The 20,047-nt window shown below is 69.9% G+C and carries 18 protein-coding genes; 7 read left to right on the forward strand and 11 right to left on the reverse strand.

Translation table 11 applies throughout. From position 1 onward, the window contains the following. Positions 1-25 precede the first annotated feature (25 nt). Both AC5W7N_RS14565 and sigK read right to left on the reverse strand, forming a co-directional pair. Positions 26-814 (reverse strand): anti-sigma factor, encoded by a 789-nt coding sequence (locus tag AC5W7N_RS14565; protein WP_495924016.1) that lies wholly within the window; start codon positions 812-814, stop codon positions 26-28. Continuing rightward, positions 814-1,467, reverse strand: a complete 654-nt coding sequence (gene sigK / locus AC5W7N_RS14570; protein ID WP_163811214.1) for an ECF RNA polymerase sigma factor SigK — start codon at positions 1,465-1,467, stop codon at positions 814-816. The genes AC5W7N_RS14565 and sigK overlap by 1 nt, the downstream gene beginning before the upstream one ends. A 208-nt stretch (positions 1,468-1,675) precedes the next feature. Between sigK and AC5W7N_RS14575 the strand changes: the two genes are divergently transcribed. Continuing rightward, positions 1,676-3,208 carry a carboxylesterase/lipase family protein gene (locus tag AC5W7N_RS14575; RefSeq protein ID WP_495924018.1) on the forward strand — a complete coding sequence of 511 codons (1,533 nt, stop codon included), beginning with the start codon at positions 1,676-1,678 and terminating at the stop codon, positions 3,206-3,208. A 3-nt stretch (positions 3,209-3,211) separates the two neighbouring features. Here AC5W7N_RS14575 and AC5W7N_RS14580 read toward each other — a convergent pair whose 3' ends face one another. Then, positions 3,212-4,078 carry an Fpg/Nei family DNA glycosylase gene (locus AC5W7N_RS14580; protein WP_194991451.1) on the reverse strand — a complete coding sequence of 289 codons (867 nt, stop codon included), beginning with the start codon at positions 4,076-4,078 and terminating at the stop codon, positions 3,212-3,214. A 189-nt stretch (positions 4,079-4,267) separates the two neighbouring features. Then, positions 4,268-4,849 (reverse strand): TetR/AcrR family transcriptional regulator, encoded by a 582-nt coding sequence (locus AC5W7N_RS14585; protein ID WP_495924020.1) that lies wholly within the window; start codon positions 4,847-4,849, stop codon positions 4,268-4,270. Between the two features lie 151 nt (positions 4,850-5,000). Between AC5W7N_RS14585 and AC5W7N_RS14590 the strand changes: the two genes are divergently transcribed. Beyond that, the gene (locus AC5W7N_RS14590) at positions 5,001-6,020 is read left to right on the forward strand and encodes an aldo/keto reductase (RefSeq protein ID WP_495924021.1); all 1,020 of its coding nucleotides are present in this window, start codon (positions 5,001-5,003) and stop codon (positions 6,018-6,020) included. Positions 6,021-6,158: 138 nt separating this feature from the next. On the opposite strand, the gene pdxR is transcribed toward AC5W7N_RS14590, so the two are convergent. Further along, a complete protein-coding gene (gene pdxR, locus AC5W7N_RS14595; RefSeq protein WP_163811224.1) occupies positions 6,159-7,538 on the reverse strand; it encodes a MocR-like pyridoxine biosynthesis transcription factor PdxR in 1,380 nt (459 codons plus the stop codon). 69 nt (positions 7,539-7,607) lie between these two features. On the opposite strand from pdxR, the gene AC5W7N_RS14600 reads away from it, so the two are divergent. Beyond that, positions 7,608-8,291 (forward strand): pyridoxamine 5'-phosphate oxidase family protein, encoded by a 684-nt coding sequence (locus AC5W7N_RS14600; protein ID WP_163811226.1) that lies wholly within the window; start codon positions 7,608-7,610, stop codon positions 8,289-8,291. A 116-nt stretch (positions 8,292-8,407) separates the two neighbouring features. On the opposite strand, the gene AC5W7N_RS14605 is transcribed toward AC5W7N_RS14600, so the two are convergent. From AC5W7N_RS14605 to AC5W7N_RS14620, 4 genes are all read right to left on the reverse strand, one after another. Continuing rightward, entirely contained in the window at positions 8,408-8,953 is a 546-nt protein-coding gene (locus AC5W7N_RS14605) for a potassium channel family protein (protein WP_495924023.1), read from the reverse strand. A gap of 161 nt (positions 8,954-9,114) precedes the next feature. Continuing rightward, positions 9,115-9,786 (reverse strand): nucleoside/nucleotide kinase family protein, encoded by a 672-nt coding sequence (locus tag AC5W7N_RS14610; protein ID WP_163811230.1) that lies wholly within the window; start codon positions 9,784-9,786, stop codon positions 9,115-9,117. Positions 9,787-9,870: 84 nt separating this feature from the next. Beyond that, a complete protein-coding gene (locus AC5W7N_RS14615) occupies positions 9,871-11,493 on the reverse strand; it encodes an acyl-CoA dehydrogenase family protein (RefSeq protein WP_495924024.1) in 1,623 nt (540 codons plus the stop codon). Next, a complete protein-coding gene (locus tag AC5W7N_RS14620) occupies positions 11,480-12,262 on the reverse strand; it encodes a TetR/AcrR family transcriptional regulator (protein ID WP_495921725.1) in 783 nt (260 codons plus the stop codon). The genes AC5W7N_RS14615 and AC5W7N_RS14620 overlap by 14 nt, the downstream gene beginning before the upstream one ends. 64 nt (positions 12,263-12,326) lie before the next feature. Here AC5W7N_RS14620 and AC5W7N_RS14625 point away from each other — a divergent pair, with 64 nt between their 5' ends. From AC5W7N_RS14625 to AC5W7N_RS14635, 3 genes are all read left to right on the forward strand, one after another. Further along, a complete protein-coding gene (locus AC5W7N_RS14625; RefSeq protein ID WP_163811236.1) occupies positions 12,327-13,088 on the forward strand; it encodes a crotonase/enoyl-CoA hydratase family protein in 762 nt (253 codons plus the stop codon). Between the two features lie 4 nt (positions 13,089-13,092). Continuing rightward, the gene (locus AC5W7N_RS14630) at positions 13,093-14,460 is read left to right on the forward strand and encodes a hypothetical protein (protein ID WP_163811239.1); all 1,368 of its coding nucleotides are present in this window, start codon (positions 13,093-13,095) and stop codon (positions 14,458-14,460) included. 358 nt (positions 14,461-14,818) lie between these two features. Beyond that, positions 14,819-16,027 (forward strand): Cmx/CmrA family chloramphenicol efflux MFS transporter, encoded by a 1,209-nt coding sequence (locus AC5W7N_RS14635; protein WP_495921726.1) that lies wholly within the window; start codon positions 14,819-14,821, stop codon positions 16,025-16,027. A 135-nt stretch (positions 16,028-16,162) separates the two neighbouring features. Here AC5W7N_RS14635 and pgi read toward each other — a convergent pair whose 3' ends face one another. After that, a complete protein-coding gene (pgi, locus tag AC5W7N_RS14640) occupies positions 16,163-17,815 on the reverse strand; it encodes a glucose-6-phosphate isomerase (protein WP_495921727.1) in 1,653 nt (550 codons plus the stop codon). Between the two features lie 81 nt (positions 17,816-17,896). Here pgi and AC5W7N_RS14645 point away from each other — a divergent pair, with 81 nt between their 5' ends. After that, positions 17,897-19,351 carry an NAD-dependent succinate-semialdehyde dehydrogenase gene (locus AC5W7N_RS14645; RefSeq protein WP_495921728.1) on the forward strand — a complete coding sequence of 485 codons (1,455 nt, stop codon included), beginning with the start codon at positions 17,897-17,899 and terminating at the stop codon, positions 19,349-19,351. A 145-nt stretch (positions 19,352-19,496) separates the two neighbouring features. On the opposite strand, the gene AC5W7N_RS14650 is transcribed toward AC5W7N_RS14645, so the two are convergent. Then, positions 19,497-19,790: a chorismate mutase gene (locus tag AC5W7N_RS14650; RefSeq protein ID WP_081505625.1), complete on the reverse strand. Its 294-nt coding sequence runs from the start codon at positions 19,788-19,790 to the stop codon at positions 19,497-19,499. Between the last annotated feature and the right edge of the window lie 257 nt (positions 19,791-20,047).

Raw genomic sequence — 20,047 nt, forward strand, 5'->3', positions numbered from 1 at the left:
ACACAGCGCGGCGCGGGCAGGCGCTTCAGGACAGCGGCAGCGCGGCGATCGGGTCCGTGGTCGGGCCAGGTGAGCCGCCGGCGGGTTCGATGGTCATCGCGAGCTGATCGGCGGCCGCGAACTCGGTGACGTACGGCGTCTCGGCCGTGGGCAGATCGCTCAGCACACCGGCCGATCGCGGCACCCCTTCCGGGCCGATCAACCACAGCTGATGGGCCTGGCCGGTCGGCGGTGCGGGCACCGCGTCGAAGGTGATCGCGACGGCATCCAGCTCGTCGGAGATATGCGCGATGAGGGTGCCGCCGGTGCTGACCGGACTCGTCTCGGTGCGGGCATCGGGCTGGCGCAGCACCTGGTCCGCGGTCACCATGCGGGCGGGCGGCTGCTCCTCGGTGCGTTGACCGAGCACGGCGGCGCCGATCGCGACCACGGCGGCAACCGCGGCAGCCGCGGCGGTCCAGCGCATGAACTTGCGGCGCCGCAGCCGCGCGGCGGCGAGTTCGTCGGAGCCGTGCTCGTCGCCGGGGGCGCGGTCGGGTGCGGCGGTGTCGTCGCGTTCGCCGATCGCCTCCAGGATGCGCCCTTCCAATTCTTGCGGAGGGGCCTTCGCATCGAGTATCGACAGGGCGCCCATCGCTTCGCGCACCTCGCGCACGATCGTGTCGAAGGCGCGGCGGATGTCCGGATCGCAGACGCGCAGGCGGTGTTCGATGCTCTCGCGTTCGGCGTCGGAGACCGCGTCGAGGGCGTAGGGGTGGGCGAGATCGAGCAGGTCGTGATCGTCGGGATGCTCGGGTGGGGGCGCGTCGGTCATCAGCGGGTAACTCCGGTCAGGCAGTCCTGGAGGCGCTTCAACCCGTCCCGGATGCGGCTTTTGACGGTCGGCAATGGTGAGGCGAGGTGGTCGGCTACCTCCCGGTAGGTGCGGCCACTGTAGTAGGCCAGGGCGACGGCTTCACGTTGTGTGGATGTCAGCGTGTCGAGGCAGTCGCGCACGGCCTGTTCGTCCAGGCGCTGGCCGACCGTTTCGGCGACGATGTCGTGATCGCGGCCGAGGTGGGTGTGCCCGTAGACGGCGTCGCGGCCCGCGGCGGAGCTCTCGCTGCGCACCCGGTCCACCGCCCGCCGGTGGGTGATCATCATCAGCCAGCCGATCGGGCTCGACATCGCCGGATCGTAGCGATCGGCCGACGACCACACCTGGAGGAAGACCTCCTGGGTGGTCTCTTCGGCCGCCGCTGGGCTGCGCAGGACCCGCAGCGCGAGCCCGAAGACCCGCGGACTGGTCTCGCGATAGAAACGGGTGAAGGCCTCACGGTCACCGGTCGCGGTGGATTTCAGCAGACCGTCGAGCCTGGCGCGGACCTCGCCGTTGCCGTGCCGGACCGGGCAGGCCGCCTGCTCACCGGCCAGGTCATCGGGGGCGATGGGGCCGATGAACGGGATGGGACCCGTATCTCTGGTCATGATCGTCTCCTCGCCCGCATGACAGGAGGTTCGCCGTGGCCGTACGGCGGGATGGGAGCGAATGCGGGAATGTGGCCTGAGCCACGTCCGTGGCTTCGTCGGAGCACGGGTTCAGTCTTGCGCACGGTCGCGGATCCGGTGGGCGATTCGCCTGCGAATTTCGGTTTACTTCTGTTGGCCCCGCGCCAGTTGTCGTTACCATCGGTAAATGGTCGCGTCGACAGATGTCACGACCGCGGACGGCGTCGTTCGCGGTCACCGGGGCCGCCGGGTAATGCGCTGGCGGTCGATTCCCTATGCGGCGGCGCCGGTGGGTGAGCTGCGCTTCCGTGCGCCGCGTCCGGTGCAGCCGTGGACCGGAGTCCGCCAGGCCACCGAATTCGCCAACGCCGCGATGCAGCACCGCACCGGTGCGCAGATCGGGGCCCGGCGCTATCAGCCGACCAGTGAGGACGCGCTGACGCTCAACGTCACCGCGCCGGTCTCGCGTGGCAACACGCCGCTGCCGGTCATGGTCTTCATCCACGGCGGCGGCTACCTCTTCGGCACATCGGCGCTGAGTCTCTACTCGGGTGCGCGGCTGGCGGTGGGCGGCGAGGTGATTGTCGTGTCGCTGAACTACCGGCTCGGCGCGTTCGGCTACGCCGATTTCGGCGAGTTCGGCAGCGCCGCGCGGCCGTTCGACTCCAATCTGGGCCTGCGCGATCAGATCGCCGCGCTGCAGTGGGTGCGCACCAATATCGCGGCCTTCGGCGGCGACCCGGGCAATGTGACGATCTTCGGCGAATCGGCGGGCGCGCACGCGGTACTGAGCCTGCTCGCCACGCCGTCGGCGGCGGGACTGTTCCACCAGGCGATCGCGCAGAGTGCGCCCGCCGACTGGGCGCTGACGGCCGACGACGCACGCTTGGTCGCCCGCCGATGCGTGGAAGCGCTCGGCGCGACGCCGGACACCGCGCTGCGGGTCCTGGCCGAGGCCGACGCCTACGCCATCCATCGCGCGTTCGGCCGGGCGATGCGCGCTTCATTGCAGGAACGGCCCGGGTTCTTCGCGGCCGCGCCCGTCGTCGACGGGACGTTGTTGCCGCAGGCGCCGATCGACGCGATCGCCGACGGCAATGCCCACCGGGTGCCGCTGATCATCGGCACCTGCAACAACGAGGGCACCCTGTTCGCGAAGTTCGCCGACGACGCGTTGCCGACCACGCCGCAACGCCTGCACGCGGCCATCGGTGACGATGCGGCCGAAGCCAGGGTGCGCGCCGCCTACCCCGGCTATCCGGCGCCGAAGGCCGCCATCCGGGCGGGCGGCGATTTCGTGTTCTGGCGGCCGTCGATCGAGGTGATGGCCGGGCACAGCAAATACGCGCCGACCTACGCCTACCGCTACGACTACGCGCCGCGCGCGCTCCGGCTGGCCGGGCTCGGCGCCACGCACGCCACCGATCTCATCCCGGTGTTCGGCGTCGTGGACAGCCCCTTCGGCCGGGCGCTCACCGCGGCCGGTGGGCGGCGCGGTCTGGTGTCGGTGACCAGGCAGTTCCAGGACAACTGGCTGCGTTTCGCGCACACCGGCGCACCGCTGCCGTCCTGGCCGGCCTACACCGAGAGCAGGCGCAGCACCTTGATCATCGACGCGCCGAGCCGGGTCGAACACGATCCGGCGCAGGCGCGCCGGCTGGCGTGGGAGGGCGTGCGGATGCCGAGGCTGGTGGAGCAGCGCGAAGTGGATCTCGGCTGAGCGCTACTTGAGCAGGCGCGACATGCGCCGGTCGGCGAGGATCTTGCCGCCGGTCTGGCAGGTGGGGCAGTACTGGAAGGACCGCTCGGCGAACGACACCTCGCGCACCGTGTCACCGCAGACCGGGCACGGCAGGCCGGTGCGGGCGTGTACCCGCATGCCCGAACGCTTTTCGCCCTTGAGCCGCGCGGCGTCCTGCCCGACGGAGCGTTGCACGGCATCCAGTAACACCGTGCGCATGGCCTCGTACAGCTGCGACACCTTCTCCGGCGAGAGCGATTTCGCGGTGGCGAACGGTGAAATGCGCGCGGTGTGCAGGATCTCGTCGGAGTAGGCGTTGCCGATGCCCGCCAGCAGCGACTGTTCGACCAGCGCGGTCTTGATCCGTTGCGTACTCGCGCCGAGTAGCTGCGCGAACTCGTCCTCGGTGACGTCGAGCGCGTCGGGACCGAGCCTGCTGATGCCCGGCACCTGCTGCGGATCCTCGACGATGTAGACCGCGAGCCGCTTCTTCGTGCCGGCCTCGGTGAGGTCGAAGGCCGGGGTGGCGCCCTCGGGGGTGAAGAAATGCACCCGCAGCGCGAGCGGGCCCTTGCCGGGCTTGGGCGGGGTGGCGCTGGGGTTATCGGTCCAGCGCAGCCATCCGCCGCGGGAGAGGTGGGTGATCAGCCAGATCCCGCTGCAGTCGAGGCCGAGGAATTTGCCCCACCGGCCCGCACCGGTGACGTCGCGACCGGACAGTGCCGTCACGGGTGGGTCGAAGGTCTTGACCGCGCTCAGCGCCGCGACGTCCACGCGTCCGACCACCGCGCCGACGGCATGCTCTCGCAGGAACTGCGCCAGCGCCTCCACTTCCGGTAGTTCGGGCACGCGATTCAGGTTACCTGCGGCCACCGACAGATTCGGGCTGCAGCGGGCTGGTGGTTCGCGGGTGGACATGCGCGCCGCTTGGTGGAACTTTGTTCCGATTCTTGCCTCGCGTGGGCTTCGGGAAGGTTCGGCCACGCCGCTCCGAAAGGCGCAGGACGGCCGCTGTCCGCGCCTCGAAGGGTCGAGCGACTAGCCGCACCGCAGCCCGGCGATGAGCAGCCCGACCAGCCTGCGCGCGTCGTAGCGCGGATTGTTGCCCGCGCCGATGCACAGGTTGCCCACGCCGCGCATCAGTTCGTAGGCCTCGACATCGCCGGCGATCTCGCCTGCGGCGGTGGCGGCGTCGAGCAGTTGGGCGCACACGGGAACCAGGCGATCGAGGAAGTAGGCGTGCAGGGCCTCGAAGGCGGCGTCGTCGGACTGTAGGGCCTCGGCCAAACCGTGTTTGGTGACCAGGAAGTCCACGAACAAATTGATCCAGCGCCCCAGCGCCGCGTGTGGTGAGGCGACGGCCGCCAGGAGGGCCGGGCCCGCCTCCGCGCAGGCCTCGACCTGATGACGGTAGACCGCGACGATCAGGTCGGCGCGGGTGGGGAAGTGGCGGTAGATCGTGCCGACACCGACACCGGCCCGTGCCGCGATATCGCGCACGGGGACGTCGACGCCCGAGGCGACGAAGGCGGCGGCGGCAGCGTCGAGCAGGGTCTGCTCGTTGCGCCGGGCGTCCGCGCGCTTGCGCGGGGTCGGTGATTCGCTGCCGTCAGCGGGCACGGAGCCGCTCCCTTCGTACTTCCGGTTGGCAACCGGAACATTGTTCCGTATGGTGTTTATCGGAACATTGTTCCGCTTGTTCAGGATGCCAGAGCGGGCGAGTCGGCTCCACCCACGCACCGGGTCGCGGTGCATTTCGAGAGGACTGGGCATGCAGTACCGCAGTGTGGGACGCACCGGCGTACAGGTCAGCACGCTGGCGCTGGGCGCAATGAACTTCGGCAGTATCGGCCGCACCGGCCAGGACGAGGCGACCGCGATGGTCGACGCCGCCCTCGACGCCGGGATCAACCTCATCGACACCGCGGACATGTACGGCCGCGGCGAATCAGAGGAAATGGTCGGCCGCGCCATCGCGGGCCGCCGCGACGACATCGTGCTGGCCACCAAGGCATGCATGCCGATGTCCGACGAGCGCAACCACCGCGGAAGCTCACGTCGATGGCTGGTCCGAGCGCTGGACGACAGCCTGCGCAGGCTCGGCGTCGAGCACGTCGACCTCTACCAGGTCCACCGCTGGGACCCGAGCACGAGCGATGAGGAAACCCTCTCGGCGCTGACCGATCTCCAGCGCGCCGGAAAGATCCGCTACTTCGGCTCCTCCACCTTCCCCGCCTACCGCATCGTCGAGGCGCAGTGGGCGGCCCGCGAACATCGGCTCGGCCGCTACGTCACCGAGCAGCCGGGCTATTCGATCCTGCAACGCGGCGCCGAGGCCCATGTGCTGCCGGTGACCGAGCAGTACGGGCTCGGCGTACTGGTGTGGAGCCCGCTGGCCTCGGGCTGGCTGTCCGGTGCGATCCGGGCCGGACGCGAGATCACCACTAGCCGCTCGACTCTCATGCCGGATCGCTACGACCTCACGGTGCCGGCCAACAAGGCCAAGATGGACGCCGTCGAACAGCTGGCCGCCGTCGCCGACGACGCCGGCCTGACCATGATTCAGCTGGCACTCGGCTTCGTCACCGCACACCCGGCGGTGACCACGGCGCTGATCGGGCCGCGCACCATGGACCACCTGCGCTCCCAGCTCGCCGCCGCGGACACGGTGCTCACCGCCGAGGTGCTCGACGCCATCGATGCGATCGTCGCGCCGGGCCTCGATCTGGCCCCGCACGAAAAGCACGACGCCACCCCTGCCCTGCTCGAGCCCGGGCTGCGACGCCGCTGAGCGTGACGGTGACGGATTCGCGCCGCACGGGTGGACGCGCATGGTGAGGTCGTCGCGGGTCAAGGTCGGTCGAGGAGCGCAGGACGGCGCCCGTCCGCCGCGACGTCTGATCGCGGTGTGGCCGATCGTCGGCGGCGTTCACGAGCCGGCGTCGGCGAGGCATTCGGCGGCGATCGGGATCGCGGTGGCGAGTTCATCGTCGGCCAGTGCTGAGTAGCCCAATGCCACACCGAAGGTGCGGCGCTGCCCGATGTGGTGCCGGGCCAGGCCGTCCAGGGCGACTCCGCGGCGTGCTGCCTCGGTGACGGCGCGTTGCTCGGCGTCGGCGCTCATCAGCGGGATGACGAGGTGCGAACCGGCATCGTCGCCGCGGATGGCCAGCCCGCGGCGGGTGAGTTCGTCCACGACGAATGCCCGCCGCGGTGGCATCGTGCGGCGGAGCCTGCGCAGGTGGCGGGCCAGGTCGCCGTGTGCGGCCAGTTCGGCCAGGACCAGCTGGCCGGCCGGGCTCGGTGCGCTGCCGATCTGTTCCCGGTAGGCGAGCACGGCGTCGGTGATCTCGGGTGTGGCGACCAGCCAGCCCGCGCCGAGAGTGGGGGAGAGGATCTTGCTGGTCGTGCCGAGATGAATGACCACATCCGGCGCCATCGCCGCCAGCAAAGGCAACGGAGCTGTGTCGTAACGCAATTCGCCGTCGTAATCGTCCTCGATGAGCAGAACATCGTTGGCCCGCGCGTAGTCGACCAGCTGCACGCGGCGGCGCGCGGCCATTCGTTCGCCGAGTGGGAACTGATGTGCCGGAGTGCAATAGACAGCCTTGACGTCACGAGGTAGCTCCGCGACGCGCAGGCCCTCGTCGTCCACCGGGACCGGCAGGACCCGCACTCCCGCCGCCCGAAACGCTCCGACCGCCCGCTGATAGCCGGGATCTTCCATCGCGACGCTGTCACCGGGGCGCAAGACGGCGCAAGCGATTTCGTTCACCGCCGCACTCGCCCCTGCGGTCGCGAGGATCGCGGTTCCGGCTGCGGCGCTCAGCCCGCGATGGCGCAGCAGATGATCGGTGACCGTCGCGAGATACCGCGGCTCACCCGCGCGATCCTTGCGGACCACCGGTTCGCGGTCCGCGGCCGCCCGCCAGGCCCGGCGCCATGCGGGGCGGTCGATAGCGGGGACACAGGGCGCGCCGGGGCGTAGATCGAGCAGTGTGGACGTGCCGGAGACCGCGGCCGGCTCGGCGGTGTCGTGGCGTGCGGGTGCCGGTGCGGCGGTGAGATACGTGCCCGAGCCGCGCCGGCCGGTGAGCCAGCCTTCGGCATGCAGCTGATCGTAGGCGGCGGCGACCACGGTCCGGCTCACGGCGAGCTGAGCGGCCAGCGACCGAGACGACGGCAGCCGGTCACCGCCGCGTAGCACGCCGGAGGTCGCCGCCTGCCGCAGCCCGTCGGCCAGCTGCACCGACAGCGGCGCGGCGCCGCGGCGATCGAGGTCGAGCAGCTCGGCGATCACCTCGGACATCAAGTGGCCTTTCGAACTCGATCAGAATTGGCTATTCAAGGATGCCACTGTACCCGGCACGGTAGAGCCATGACCGAACACGCACCGCTCCGGCCACCGCTTTCGCCGACCCCGCGCAGTACACCCACGCGGCTGAAGGATCGCGCAGGCAAGGATCGCGCCGAGCTGGACGCCGTGCTCGACGCAGGCCTCGTCTGCCATCTCGGAGTGCTGCTCGGCGGCACTCCCGTGGTGCTGCCCACCGCGTACGGCCGGGACGGAAACCTGCTCTACCTGCACGGATCCACCGGAGCGGGCAACTTGCGGGCCGCGCTGGAACACGATGTCTCAGTGGCCGTCACCCTGGTGGACGGGGTCGTCTACGCCCGCTCGGCCATGCATTTCTCGATGAACTACCGGTCCGCGGTGGTGCTCGGCCGCGCCGTCGAGGTCACCGATCCGCGGCAGCGGCTGCACGGGCTGCGGGTGATCGTCGAACATGCGGCGCCGGGCTCCTGGGACCGGGTGCGGCCGCCGAACAAGAAGGAGCTCGCCGCGACCGCTGTGCTCGCGCTCGAACTCACCGAGGCGTCGGTGAAGACGCGGGCGGGCGGGCCGAAGGACGACGCGGACGATATCGCCCTCGGCGGTGTCTGGGCGGGGGTGCTGCCGACCCGTCAGGGGTGGGGCCCGCCGGTGTCCGCGCCCGACCTCGAGCCCGGTGTCGCGATTCCGTCCTCGGTGTCCCAGCGCACGGCCCGCCAATCCGGCTGATCGAAGGTGAGTCCGGCCAATGCCGCGCTGACTTCTTCCGGTGCGGCGGGCGCGACACCGTGCGCGCTCACCGCCGCGATCTGTTCGTATTCGGCGGAATCCGGCATGGCACCAGGTTAATTCGTGTCGCGGTCCGCGGGCTTCCGTGCCTCCAGCCGGTGGGTGATGCTCGTCGTCAGTACCGCCACCACGGTTCCGATGACGACCAGGTCGAACAGCATCTGCACGGTGCTGGCGATGCGGGCCACCTGGCCGACGGCGTGCACGTCGCCGTAGCCGACGGTGGCCAGCGTGGACACGGTGTAGTACAGCGCATCGGTACGGGTGTCGAGGCCGTCGAACTGTTCCGGATCGCGTTGCTCCAGCACGAAGTAGAAGATCGCGAAGAACACCACGACCACCGACACCAGCAGCAGCAGGCCGTCGATGCGCCGGGTGGTGTCTTCCATGGCGGCGACGTACTGGGTGATGCGCCGGTACCCGAGCCAGCACAACCCGATCACGCCGGCGGCGAAGGCGAGCAGGGTGAGGATCCGGCCGGGCCAGTCGTCGGCGAAGTCGTAGCCGACGGGGACGAAGTAGAACAGCAGCAGCGCGCACACCACCGTGGCGACATTGCGTAAGGCGTGTGCGCTCTTGGAGGGCCGTGCGGTCGCCGTCATCGGTCAATGATCGGCCGAGGGAGTGCGCCCGGTGGTGATACACGCCAAGCGTTGGCGAATTGCGACCGGTTGCGTGCGCGGTCCACAGTGCTGTGCCGTGATGCTGTTCCTGCGGCCGGCAGCCGGTGACGGATGTCGCCGCGCCGGTCGGCCGAGCTCACTCAGCCGATGAAGTAGTGCGAGTCGCGTTCGTGCAGTACAAGGTCGGCTCGGTGCGCGGTGCCTGCCACCAGGTCGGCATTGGCCATATCGCTGTCGTGCACTTTGGCCCGCGCGGCGGTGTCGTCGCGGCCGCCGCGCAGGTGGCGGTGCAGCAGCCGTTCGACGCGGGTGTTCCGGTCGGCGGTCAGATACCAGCATTCGTCCAGCAGTGGCCGCACCTTCGACCAGGGGCCGTCGTCGAGCAGCAGATAGTTGCCCTCGGCGATGACGATGCGCTGGTGGGTGACGACGATGCCAGCGGGTGTCGGCTCGTCGGTGGCGCGGTCGAACGTCGGCCACGGTACCGGTGCGCCGATCGGGGTATGCCGCAACCGGTTCAGGCCGTCGACGAACCCGGTGACGTCGAAGGTATCGGGTTCGCCCTTGCCTGCCAGCCGCCCGATGGCCCGCAGTTGTGCATTGCGCAGGTGGTAGCCGTCCATCGGCGCGAGTTCGGCGACATTCGACCCGGCCGCGGCGTCGACGGCTGCCCGCAGCGCCGCGGCCAGCGTCGACTTACCGGCCCCGGGCGGGCCTGCGATGCCGAGCAGGTACCGGCCCCGGCAGCCTCCGGCCCGATCCAGCACCCGCTCGGCCAGTGCATCGACCGTCGTCTCGAGCTCGTCCGTCACCGCCGTGACAGTACTCGCGCGATCGGCCGTCACCGGCTCCGTCGAGCCGGCGGCGGCCGTTGCACCGCGGTGAGCGCAGGCGTGTCAGGCGACGAACGCCCGCTCGATGATGGCGGCGGTATCGACTCCGGTGGGCAGGGTGCCGAATGCGATGCCCCAGTCGTCGCCGAGCCGGGTGGCGCAGAAGGCGTCGGCGACCGCGGAGTGGCCGTGCCGCACCAATTGCGCGCCCTGCAGGACCAACGCCATCAGCTCGACCACGCGGCGGGCCCGGTACTCGATATCGCTGAGGTCGGACAGTTCCTTGCCGACGCGGTCGATGGCGTCGTCCAGGCGCGGGTTTCCGCCACGGGCCAGGTTCACCTCGTTGAAATAGGCCTCGACCGTCTCCGGCTGGCGCCCCATCGCGCGCAGGGCATCGAGCGCGGCGACATTGCCCGAACCTTCCCAGATCGACATCAGCGGCGCCTCCCGGTACAACCGTGGCATCCCGGATTCCTCGGCATATCCGTTGCCGCCGAAGCATTCCAGCGCCTCCGCGGCATGCGACGGCGCGCGCTTGCACACCCAGTACTTGGTGACGGCCAGCGCGATCCGGCGCAGCGCCGCTTCGGCCGGATCACTGCCCGCGCGGTCGGTGGCGCCGGCCAGCCGCATCATGACCGTGGTGGCCGCATCGGATTCGATCACCAGATCGGCCAGCACGTTCGCCATCGCGGGCTGGTCGATCAGCTTGGCGCCGAAGGCTTCCCGATGACGCGCGTGATGTACCGCGGAGACCGCGCCCACCCGCATCCCGGTGGCCGAACCGATCACGCAGTCGAGCCTGGTCATGTTCACCATCTCGATGATGGTCTTGACGCCCGCGCCCTCCGGGCCGACCAGCCAGCCGGAGGCGTTCTCGTATTCGATTTCGGAGGAGGCGTTGGACTTGTTGCCCAGCTTGTCCTTGAGCCGCTGGATGCGGATCGGATTGCGGGTGCCGTCCGGCAGCACGCGCGGCAGCAGGAAACACGAGAGTCCGCCCGGGGCCTGCGCCAAGGTGAGGAACATGTCCGACATGGGGGCGGAGGTGAACCACTTGTGCCCGACGATCCGGTACGAGCCGTCCGGCCGCGGGGTGGCGGTAGTGGTGTTCGCGCGGACGTCGGAGCCGCCCTGCTTCTCCGTCATCGACATGCCCGCGATCAGACCGGCCTTGGTCGACGGCTCGCGCAGGCCGAAATCGTACGTGCGCGAACCGAGTAGCGGTTCGTACCGCGCGGACAGCTCCGGATTGTTGCGCAGCGCGGGGATCACGGCGTACGTCATCGAGATCGGGCACATGTGGCCGGCCTCGGCCGAGCCCCAGGTGAAGAACTTCGCCGCGCGCGCGGTGTGCGCGCCGGGACGTTCGTCGAGCCACGGCGCGCCGTGCAGGCCGTGCGAGACCGCGACGTTCATCAGCTCGTGCCAGTACGGGTGGAACTCGACCTCGTCGATGCGGTGTCCGTAGCGGTCGTGGGTGTGCAGCACCGGTGGGTTCTCGTTGGCCAGCCTGCCCCACTCCTGGGCGCGCGCTCCACCCGCGAGCACCCCCAGCTCGCGCACCTCGGCCTCGGCCCACCCAGCGCCCTCCCGGTGCAGGCCTTCGATCAGCGCCGGATTGCGGGAGAAGTCGAACGGGACGATCGGCGGGACCTGGTTGACAACGTCATGCGTCTGCATCGTGCGCTCCTGGGAGGTTGACCACGGGCATCGGCATGGTCGCCGTGCCATCGGTGCGGGCGGGATCGGGGACGGACGGGGGCGCGCCGGGCGCGGTGCCGAAGACGGGCAGCTCGGCGGTGGGTGCCGTGGTGGAGACGGCTGCGGACGGCCAGCTGATATCCGGGTGCGGACCGCGGCGCACACCGAGCGCGCGCAGGGCGAAGGACACCAACTCCGGCACGACCGATTCGGTATGCGGTGCGTGGGCCAGCGGCCCGACCAGTACCTCACCGATGGCGCCGACCATGGCGGCGGAGCTGATGCGGGCGTCCTGGGGCGGCAGCTCGCCGCGGGCCACGCCGTCGGCCACTGCGGATTCGAAGGTCTCGGCGAAGGCGCGCCGGAAGCGCAGGCGTTCGGCGTCGACCGCCGCGTCGACGGGTTCGGCGAGCAGGACGTAGGCGAGTTTCGGATTCTTGAGCGCGCGCACGGCGAACGTCTCGACCGCCGCGCTGACCCGCTGCGCGGCATCGCCGCCGGAACCGGCCGCCGCGACGGCCTCCACCTCACGGGTGACCACCTTGCGGAACACCCCCGTGACGAGATCGGCCTTGCCCTCGAAGTGTTTGTACACCGTTCCGGTGGCCACGCCGGCCTCGGCGGCGACGGCGGCCATGGACAGCCCGGCGAAACCATCACGGGACAGCACCCTGGTCGCGGCCTGCACGATCAGTGCGGCCTGCGCGTCGAGCCGGGCCTGTACGGCGGGGGTTCTGCGGTACACCACGCAAGAAGTGAAGCACGAATTCACTTCTTCACACAAGGGGGTATCAGGCCGTATGGTCGGTCAGATGAGCGTCAGAGTCGAACACGCCGGCCCGGTCACCACGGTGATCCTGCACCGGCCGCAGGCACGTAATGCCGTCGATGGGCCGACCGCGCGGGCGCTGGCGGAGGCCTTCCGGGCCTTCGATGCCGATCCCGACGCCGCGGTCGCGGTGCTGTGGGGCGATGGCGGCACGTTCTGCGCCGGCGCGGACCTCAAGGCGATGGGCGGGGAGAACTCCAACCAGGTCACCGAGGACGGCGACGGCCCCATGGGGCCCACCCGGATGCGCTTGTCCAAACCGGTGATCGCCGCGGTCTCCGGCTATGCCGTGGCGGGCGGGCTCGAGCTCGCGCTGTGGTGCGATCTGCGGATCGCCGAGCAGGACAGCACCTTCGGCGTGTTCTGCCGCCGCTGGGGCGTTCCGCTGATCGACGGCGGCACCGTCCGGCTGCCGCGGATCGTCGGCACCGGCCGCGCCATGGACATGGTGCTCACCGGCCGCCCGGTCAGCGCACCGGAAGCCTTGGAGATGGGCCTGGTCAGCCGTGTCGTGCCCACCGGCGATGCCCGCAGGGCAGCCGAGGAGATCGCGGCACAACTCGCGGCGCTACCGCAGACGTGTCTGCGCTCGGACCGGATGTCACTGCTGGAGCAGGACGGGCTCGACGAAGACGCCGCCCTGCGCAACGAATTCCGGCACGGTATGCGCGCGCTGATGGACGGCGCCCTCGACGGTGCGGCCCGGTTCGCCGCTGGTGCCGGCCGCCACGGCGAATTCGGATGACGCGATGACCGGGCGCGGGAGCGATCCGACCCGACTCACCGTTGTCGACGAGATCTTCCTGCGCACCCACCGTGGCCTCGGCACACCCATCGCCCTGCAAGGGTTGTGGCGCACCGGCGACCGAGTCGAGCCCCGGTTGCTGCGGGACCTGCACGCGCGCCTGCGCCGTGGCCCGCTCGGCCGGCGGGTCGTCCGTGCGCGAGTGCCGGGAGCGCGCCGGTCCTGGCACGCGACCGTCCGGGCGCATCCACTGGACCTGCACGATGAGGTCGCAACCAGCGAGGTGCTCGGCTGGGCCGACACCCTCGGCGGCGACCTGGACCCCGAGTACGCGCCGGGCTGGCGGCTGTCCTCGGCCCCCGTGCACGACGGCGGCACCGTCATCGCCTTGACCTGCTCCCACGTCCTGGCCGACGCCCGAGGCCTGATCATCGCCGTCGACGCGGCCCTGACCGGGCAGACCTGCGAGCCGGCCACCGAACCGCACTCCGACTGGGCCGACGCATGGGCGCAGCTCGCGACGGTGCTCGGCGGCACCACCGCGGTACTGGGATCCGTGCTGAGGCGGTGGACCTCCCCGGCCGCTCACACGAGCGCGGCCGGTCGCGCTCCGGGGTCCGGCGCTGCTCGACCACCTGCCATCACCGGCCGCGATCACGCGCGCGCCGAGGGGATGCGGCAGTCGATCGGCACCGCGAACACCGCAGACGACCCCTGCGCCACCCCGCTGCCGGCCATCGGCGCCATCCTGTGCCTCGATGCCGAGCAATGGGACCGCATCGCCGCCACCTCCGGGGGCACCGCCAACAGCTTGTTCATCTGGTGTGTCGCGAACACGCTGTGGGCCGGTGGTTTTCCCGCATCGACGATCGACGCCGCGCTGCCCGTCGACACCAGGGACGAACCCCGGGTGGACAACGATCTCGCCATGACCGCGATCACCGTCACCCGGGCCGACTCACCCGGCGTGATTCGCGCGAAGGCCCGCACGGCCTACGAGCACCGGATGACCAGCCCGGCCGGTCTACCCGAGGAAACTTTGCAGCTGGTCCCGGACCGCCTGGCCTACACCATGTCTCGTGGCGCGGGCGAACGCGACATCCTCTGCTCCAATATCGGCACCCTCCCCCCGAGCCTGCACAGCTTCGGCCCGCACGAGTGCACCGCCATCGCCGCCCGCGCCATCCACCCCGGCCTCACCTTCGCCCGACGCCCACGCACCCGTCTGTCGGGCTACCTGTCCCGCGACCGAGATACCTACACGCTGGCGTTGGTGAGTCTCGCCCCCGAACTCGTTCCGAATTCGGCGGCGCTGCACCGGCTTGCCGAGGAGACGGTGCGCAGCGTCGGTCTCTCGCCGCGCGGGTGGTAGCGAATACGCGGCAGCTGCCGCCGTGACGGCGCCCGGTGTCCGCGCGCTCGATTCGACGGAAAACCAGTCGCACAACCTCGACGCACCTTGCTAGCGTCTCCGCCGTGATGTCCCCGGAGGCCTCCAGACGATAGCCATCTGGCCGATCTGCCAGGTGGCGTTGTGGTGTAGCGATACGCGGTGACGATTCGATCGTCACCGCCGGCGCATGCGCCCACGATGCCGCGTCGTGCCGCATTCGCGGCCCAGATCTGGCCGGGCTCGAGGTACCGCGCATCGTGCGCGCATTCCGCTCTCGTCGTCGAGCCATCCCCGGCCGACGGCGGATTCGTCTCATCACACCTCTCGGAGTCCTATCGTGCCAATGGTGGTATTCGTCCTGGCCGCAGCAGTATTCGCCCAGGGCACTTCGGAATTCATGCTGTCGGGCCTGCTGGAACCCATGGCCGCCGATCTCGGCGTGCCGATCGGCTCGGCCGGCCTGCTGACCTCGATGTTCGCGGTCGGGATGATCATCGGTGCGCCGGTGATGGCGGTAACCGCGAGCCGCTGGCCCGTGCGGCATTCGCTCACCGGGTTCCTGGCCTTGTTCGTCGCCGCTCACATCGTCGGCGCCCTCACCTCGACGTTCGGTCTGCTGCTAGCGACGCGAGTGGTGGCGGCGGTCGCCAATGCCGGATTCCTGGCTGTCGCACTGGCCGCTCTGCCTGCGCTGGTGGGTGCGGAGCGGGTCGGCAGGGCGACCTCGATCATCCTGTCCGGCGTCACCGTGGCTTGTATCGCGGGCGTTCCGGCGGGCGCGGCCCTCGGACACGTGCTCGGCTGGCAGTCGGCCTTCTGGGCGGTGGTGCTGGTCGGTGTGCCCGCGCTCGCCGCGACGTGGCTGCTGGTGCCCGCTCGGGATCATCGCGCCCACCCGCCCGCCGAGCACCTGTCATTGCGCAGTGAGCTGTGGGTCGCGGGGAGGCCACGAGTGTGGGTCGTCATGGTGGTGGGTGCCCTGGTGAACGCGGCGACCTTCGCAGGCTTCACCTACCTCGCCGTCGTCGCCACGGAGGTCGGCGGCGCCGGCGAGGCCTGGGTGCCGGTGGTGCTGGCCTTGTTCGGCGTCGGATCGTTCGCCGGGGTGAGTGGTGCGGCCCGATGCACCGACCGGCAGGCCGCGCTCGTGGTCGCGGCGGGCGTCGTCGTTCTTCCGCTCGTCTGGGCCGTCACGGCACTGGCCGCGGCGCTGCTGCCCGTCCTGTTGCTGATGGTGGTAGTCGGCGGCGCCGTGTCATTCGCGGTCGGATCCATTCTGATCGGTCGTATCGTCAGCGCCGCGGCGCCGACCGCACCCAGGCTCAGCGGGGCTTTCGCCACCACCGCATTCAATGCTGGGGCCGCCGCTGGGCCCGCGGTCGCCGGCGTCGCCATCGGTATCCATGGTTCGGTCTCGGCGGCATTGTGGGTGAGTGCTGCGCTGGCCGCCGCGGCAACGGCCATCACCGCGGCCGGGCGCGGGCTGATGACACCACCCGTGTCTCCTGCGGAGGAACCCGCGCCCGAGCGCACGCCGACAAATTGAGCGTGGTGTACCGGCGTCCGAGCTCGCCCGGGTCCTGGACCGAACGGTGTCCCCAGCGGCACCGGCGGTCGCCCGGGTCTACGTTCCGATGCGACGCAGCCGGCTCATCGGGACAACGCCCGTGCCGGGACCCCGTCAGCGATGGTCTCGATACCAGCGGATCAGCTCGTCGGTGGACGAATCTCCCTGCGACTGTGGTGGTTCGGACGAGGTGAGCAGCGGAGCCAGTGCCAGGGCCTGCTGTTTGCCGAGCTCCACACCCCACTGGTCGAAGCTGTCGATGCCCCAGATGGTGCCTTCGACGAACACCTGGTGCTCGTAGAGCGCGATCAGCTGACCCAGCACCGACGGCGTGAGCTGCGGCGCGAGGATGGTGGTGCTCGGCCGGTTGCCGGGCATCACCTTGTGCGGCACCAGCTTCGGATCGGTGCCGTCGGCGGCGACCTCTTCGGCGGTCTTGCCGAAGGCCAGGACCTTGGTCTGGGCGAACAGATTGCTCATCAGGATGTCGTGCATGCTGCCGGTGCCGTCGCGGGTCGGCAGATCGTCGGTGGGGCGGGCGAATCCGATGAAGTCGGCGGGGATGAGCCGGGTGCCCTGGTGCAGCAGCTGATAGAAGGCGTGCTGACCGTTGGTGCCCGGTTCACCCCAGAAGATCTCGCCGGTCGAGGTGGTGACCGGGGTGCCATCGGCGCGCACCGACTTGCCATTGGATTCCATCGTCAGCTGCTGCAGATAGGCGGGAAAGCGCGCGAGATCATTCGAATACGGCAGCACCGCACGCGATTCCGCGCCGAAGAAGTTCGCGTACCAGACCCCGAGCAGGCCGAGCAGCACCGGCGCGTTGTGCTCCAGCGGCGCGGAGGCGAAATGCTGGTCGATGCTGTGCATGCCGTCGAGGAACTCGGCGAAGCGCTGCTTGCCGATGGTGATCATCACCGACAGCCCGATCGCCGAATCCACCGAATAGCGTCCACCGACCCAGTCCCAGAAACCGAACATGTTGGCGGTGTCGATCCCGAACTCGGCCACCCGCTCGGCATTGGTGGACACCGCGACGAAATGCTTGGCCACCGCGCCCTCGCCCAGCGCGTCGACCAGCCAGCGTCGAGCCGCGGTGGCATTGGTGAGCGTCTCCAGCGTGGAGAACGTCTTCGACGCGACGACGAACAGCGTGCTGGCCGGATCGAGGCCGTCCAGCGTCGAGACCAGGTCGGTGGGGTCGACGTTGGAGACGAAACGGGCGCCGATGGTCGTCTCGGGCGTCTCGCCCACGGCGTAATGGCGCAGCGCTTGATGCACCATGACCGGACCGAGATCCGAGCCACCGATGCCGATGTTCACCACGGTCGCGATGCGCTCGCCGGTGGCCCCGCGCCACTGCCCGGACCGCACCTGATCGGCGAACGCGCCCATCCGGGTGAGCACCTCGTGTACCTCGGCGCCCGCGTCGGCGCCATCGAGGATCAGCGATCGGCCCGCGGGCAGACGCAGCGCGATATGGCCGACGGCGCGGTCCTCGGAGGTATTGATGTGCTCGCCGCGGTACATCCGGTCGCGGCGCTCTTCCACGCCCGCCTCGCGAGCCAATTCGACCAGCAGTTGCAGGGTTTCCCGGGTGATCCGGTGTTTGCTGTAGTCGATGTGCAGATCGCCCGCGGTCACCGTCAGCTCACGTCCGCGGGCGGGATCCTCGGCGAAGAATTCACGTAGCGTCCGGCCGGAAACAGCGCTGTGGTGGTCGTGCAGTTTCTGCCAGGCCGCCGATGCGGTGATGTCGCTGCTCACGTCCGCCGAGCGTAGTAGCCGCCCCGTTCGCGTGCACGCGAACGGCACCGAACGCCGACGGCGCGGGCCTAACCTTGGCTCATGGCCTCCGAACGCGAAGTACTCGAATCCGTACCCACCCAGCTGTGGATCGGCACAGGAGCCGACGCCACCGGCGGCGCGACCTTCCCGGTCTACAACCCGGCCGACGGGCAGGTGCTGACCCACGTCGCCGACGCCACCCCCGAGGACGCGATGCGCGCGCTCGACGCCGCTGTCGCGGCGCAGGCCGATTGGGCGGCCACCCCCGCCCGTGAACGCGGCGAGATCCTGCGCACCGTCTTCGAACAACTCACCGCGCGGGCCGAGGAGTTCGCGCTGCTGATGTCCCTGGAAATGGGTAAGGCGCTGCCCGAAAGCCGCAACGAGGTGCGCTACGGCGCCGAATTCTTCCGCTGGTTCAGCGAGGAAGCGGTGCGGGTGCACGGCCGCTACCTGCACGCACCGTCGGGCACCGGCCGGATCATGGTGCACAAGCAGCCCGTCGGGCCGTGCCTGGCGATCACGCCGTGGAATTTCCCGCTGGCCATGGGCACCCGCAAGATCGGGCCCGCGCTCGCCGCGGGCTGCACCATGATCGTCAAACCGGCGTCGGAAACACCGCTGACGATGCTGCTGCTGGCCAAACTGTGCAGCGAGGTCGGCCTGCCCGACGGTGTGCTCTCGGTGATCACCACCAAGCGGTCCGGTGCCGTCACCGGCCCGCTGCTCCAGGATCCGCGGCTGCGCAAGCTCACCTTCACCGGCTCCACCGAGGTCGGCCGCAAGCTGGTCGAGCAGTCCGCGCACGGCCTGCTGCGCACCTCGATGGAACTGGGTGGCAACGCACCGTTCGTCGTGTTCGACGACGCCGACGTCGACGCCGCCGTACAGGGCGCGATGCTGGCGAAGCTGCGCAATGGCGGCGAGGCGTGCACCGCGGCCAACCGCTTCCACGTTCAGCGCGGCGTCGCCGCGGAGTTCACCACCAAGCTGATCGAGGCGATGACCGAGTCGGTGGTGCTCGGCCGCGGCACCGATCCGGACACCACTCTCGGCCCGTTGATCAACCAGGACCAGCGCGATACCGTGCGCGAACTCGTCGACGACGCGGTGCGGGCCGGCGCGACCGTGCGGCTCGGCGGTAAGGAACCGGACGGGCCCGGCTGGTTCTATCCGGCCACCGTCCTGACCGATATCCCCGCCGAGGCCAGGATCCTGCGCGAAGAGGTGTTCGGCCCGGTCGCGCCGATCGTCACCTTCGATACCGAGGACGAAGGTCTTGCCGCGGCAAACGACACCGAGTTCGGCCTGGTCAGCTACGTGTACACGCGAGATCTGGACCGGGCGTTGCGGGTGGCCGAGGGCCTGGAGAGCGGCATGGTCGGGATCAACCGGGGCGTGATCTCGGATCCCGCGGCGCCCTTCGGCGGCGTGAAGGCGTCCGGCTTCGGGCGCGAGGGCGGCACCGAGGGCATCGAGGAGTACCTGTCCACCAAATACATCGCGCTCACCTAGGCCCGAACGACGGCAGAGACGAGACGACCGCCCCGGGGTGTGAACACCCGGGGCGGCCATGGGGGAGGCGACGATCTCGCGACCGTCGCGAAGTGTGGGACGCCCGCCTACCCGGCGCGTGCGCGCCGGTGCTCGGGGCGAGGGCTCAGTGGCCGAGGCGACCGCGGCCGAGCCGCAGCAACAGCATCGCGAGGGTGTGGCCTTCCTGGCCCAGTTCGCTGAAGCGCTCCAGCACCTTCATCTCACGGCTGTGCACAAGGCGGGGCCCGCCGGACGCCATTCGGGTTCGGCCGATGATCCGCGAGATCTCGGTCCTGCGTTTGATCGCGGCGAGGATCTCGGCATCGAGCCGGTCGATCTCCTTGCGGAGTTTCTCGATCTCGGCCTCGGTATGAGGCAGAGCCGATTCGGACCCGGTCGTCGTGGCAGGGGTGCTCATCATTCATCTCCTCGTGTCAGAACGTGGATCGGTCGACGCGGGCAGCTCGTTACCGATCGGTTCTTTCACCGTGAAACAGACCTGGTGGGCCTTGCATTGTCCCCCCAGCATTGTCTCCCCAGTGGGGGCGCTCAGGTGCAAAGTCCGCGATACCCATATGCGGGGGACATCCGTTGCGGACGTCTCGCGGGAGCCCTGACCATGTGGCCAGTCTGCCACGGGTCGAAAGGTATGCAAAACGGTTACGTTTGTGAATC

Source organism: Nocardia sp. CDC519, from assembly GCF_059509835.1.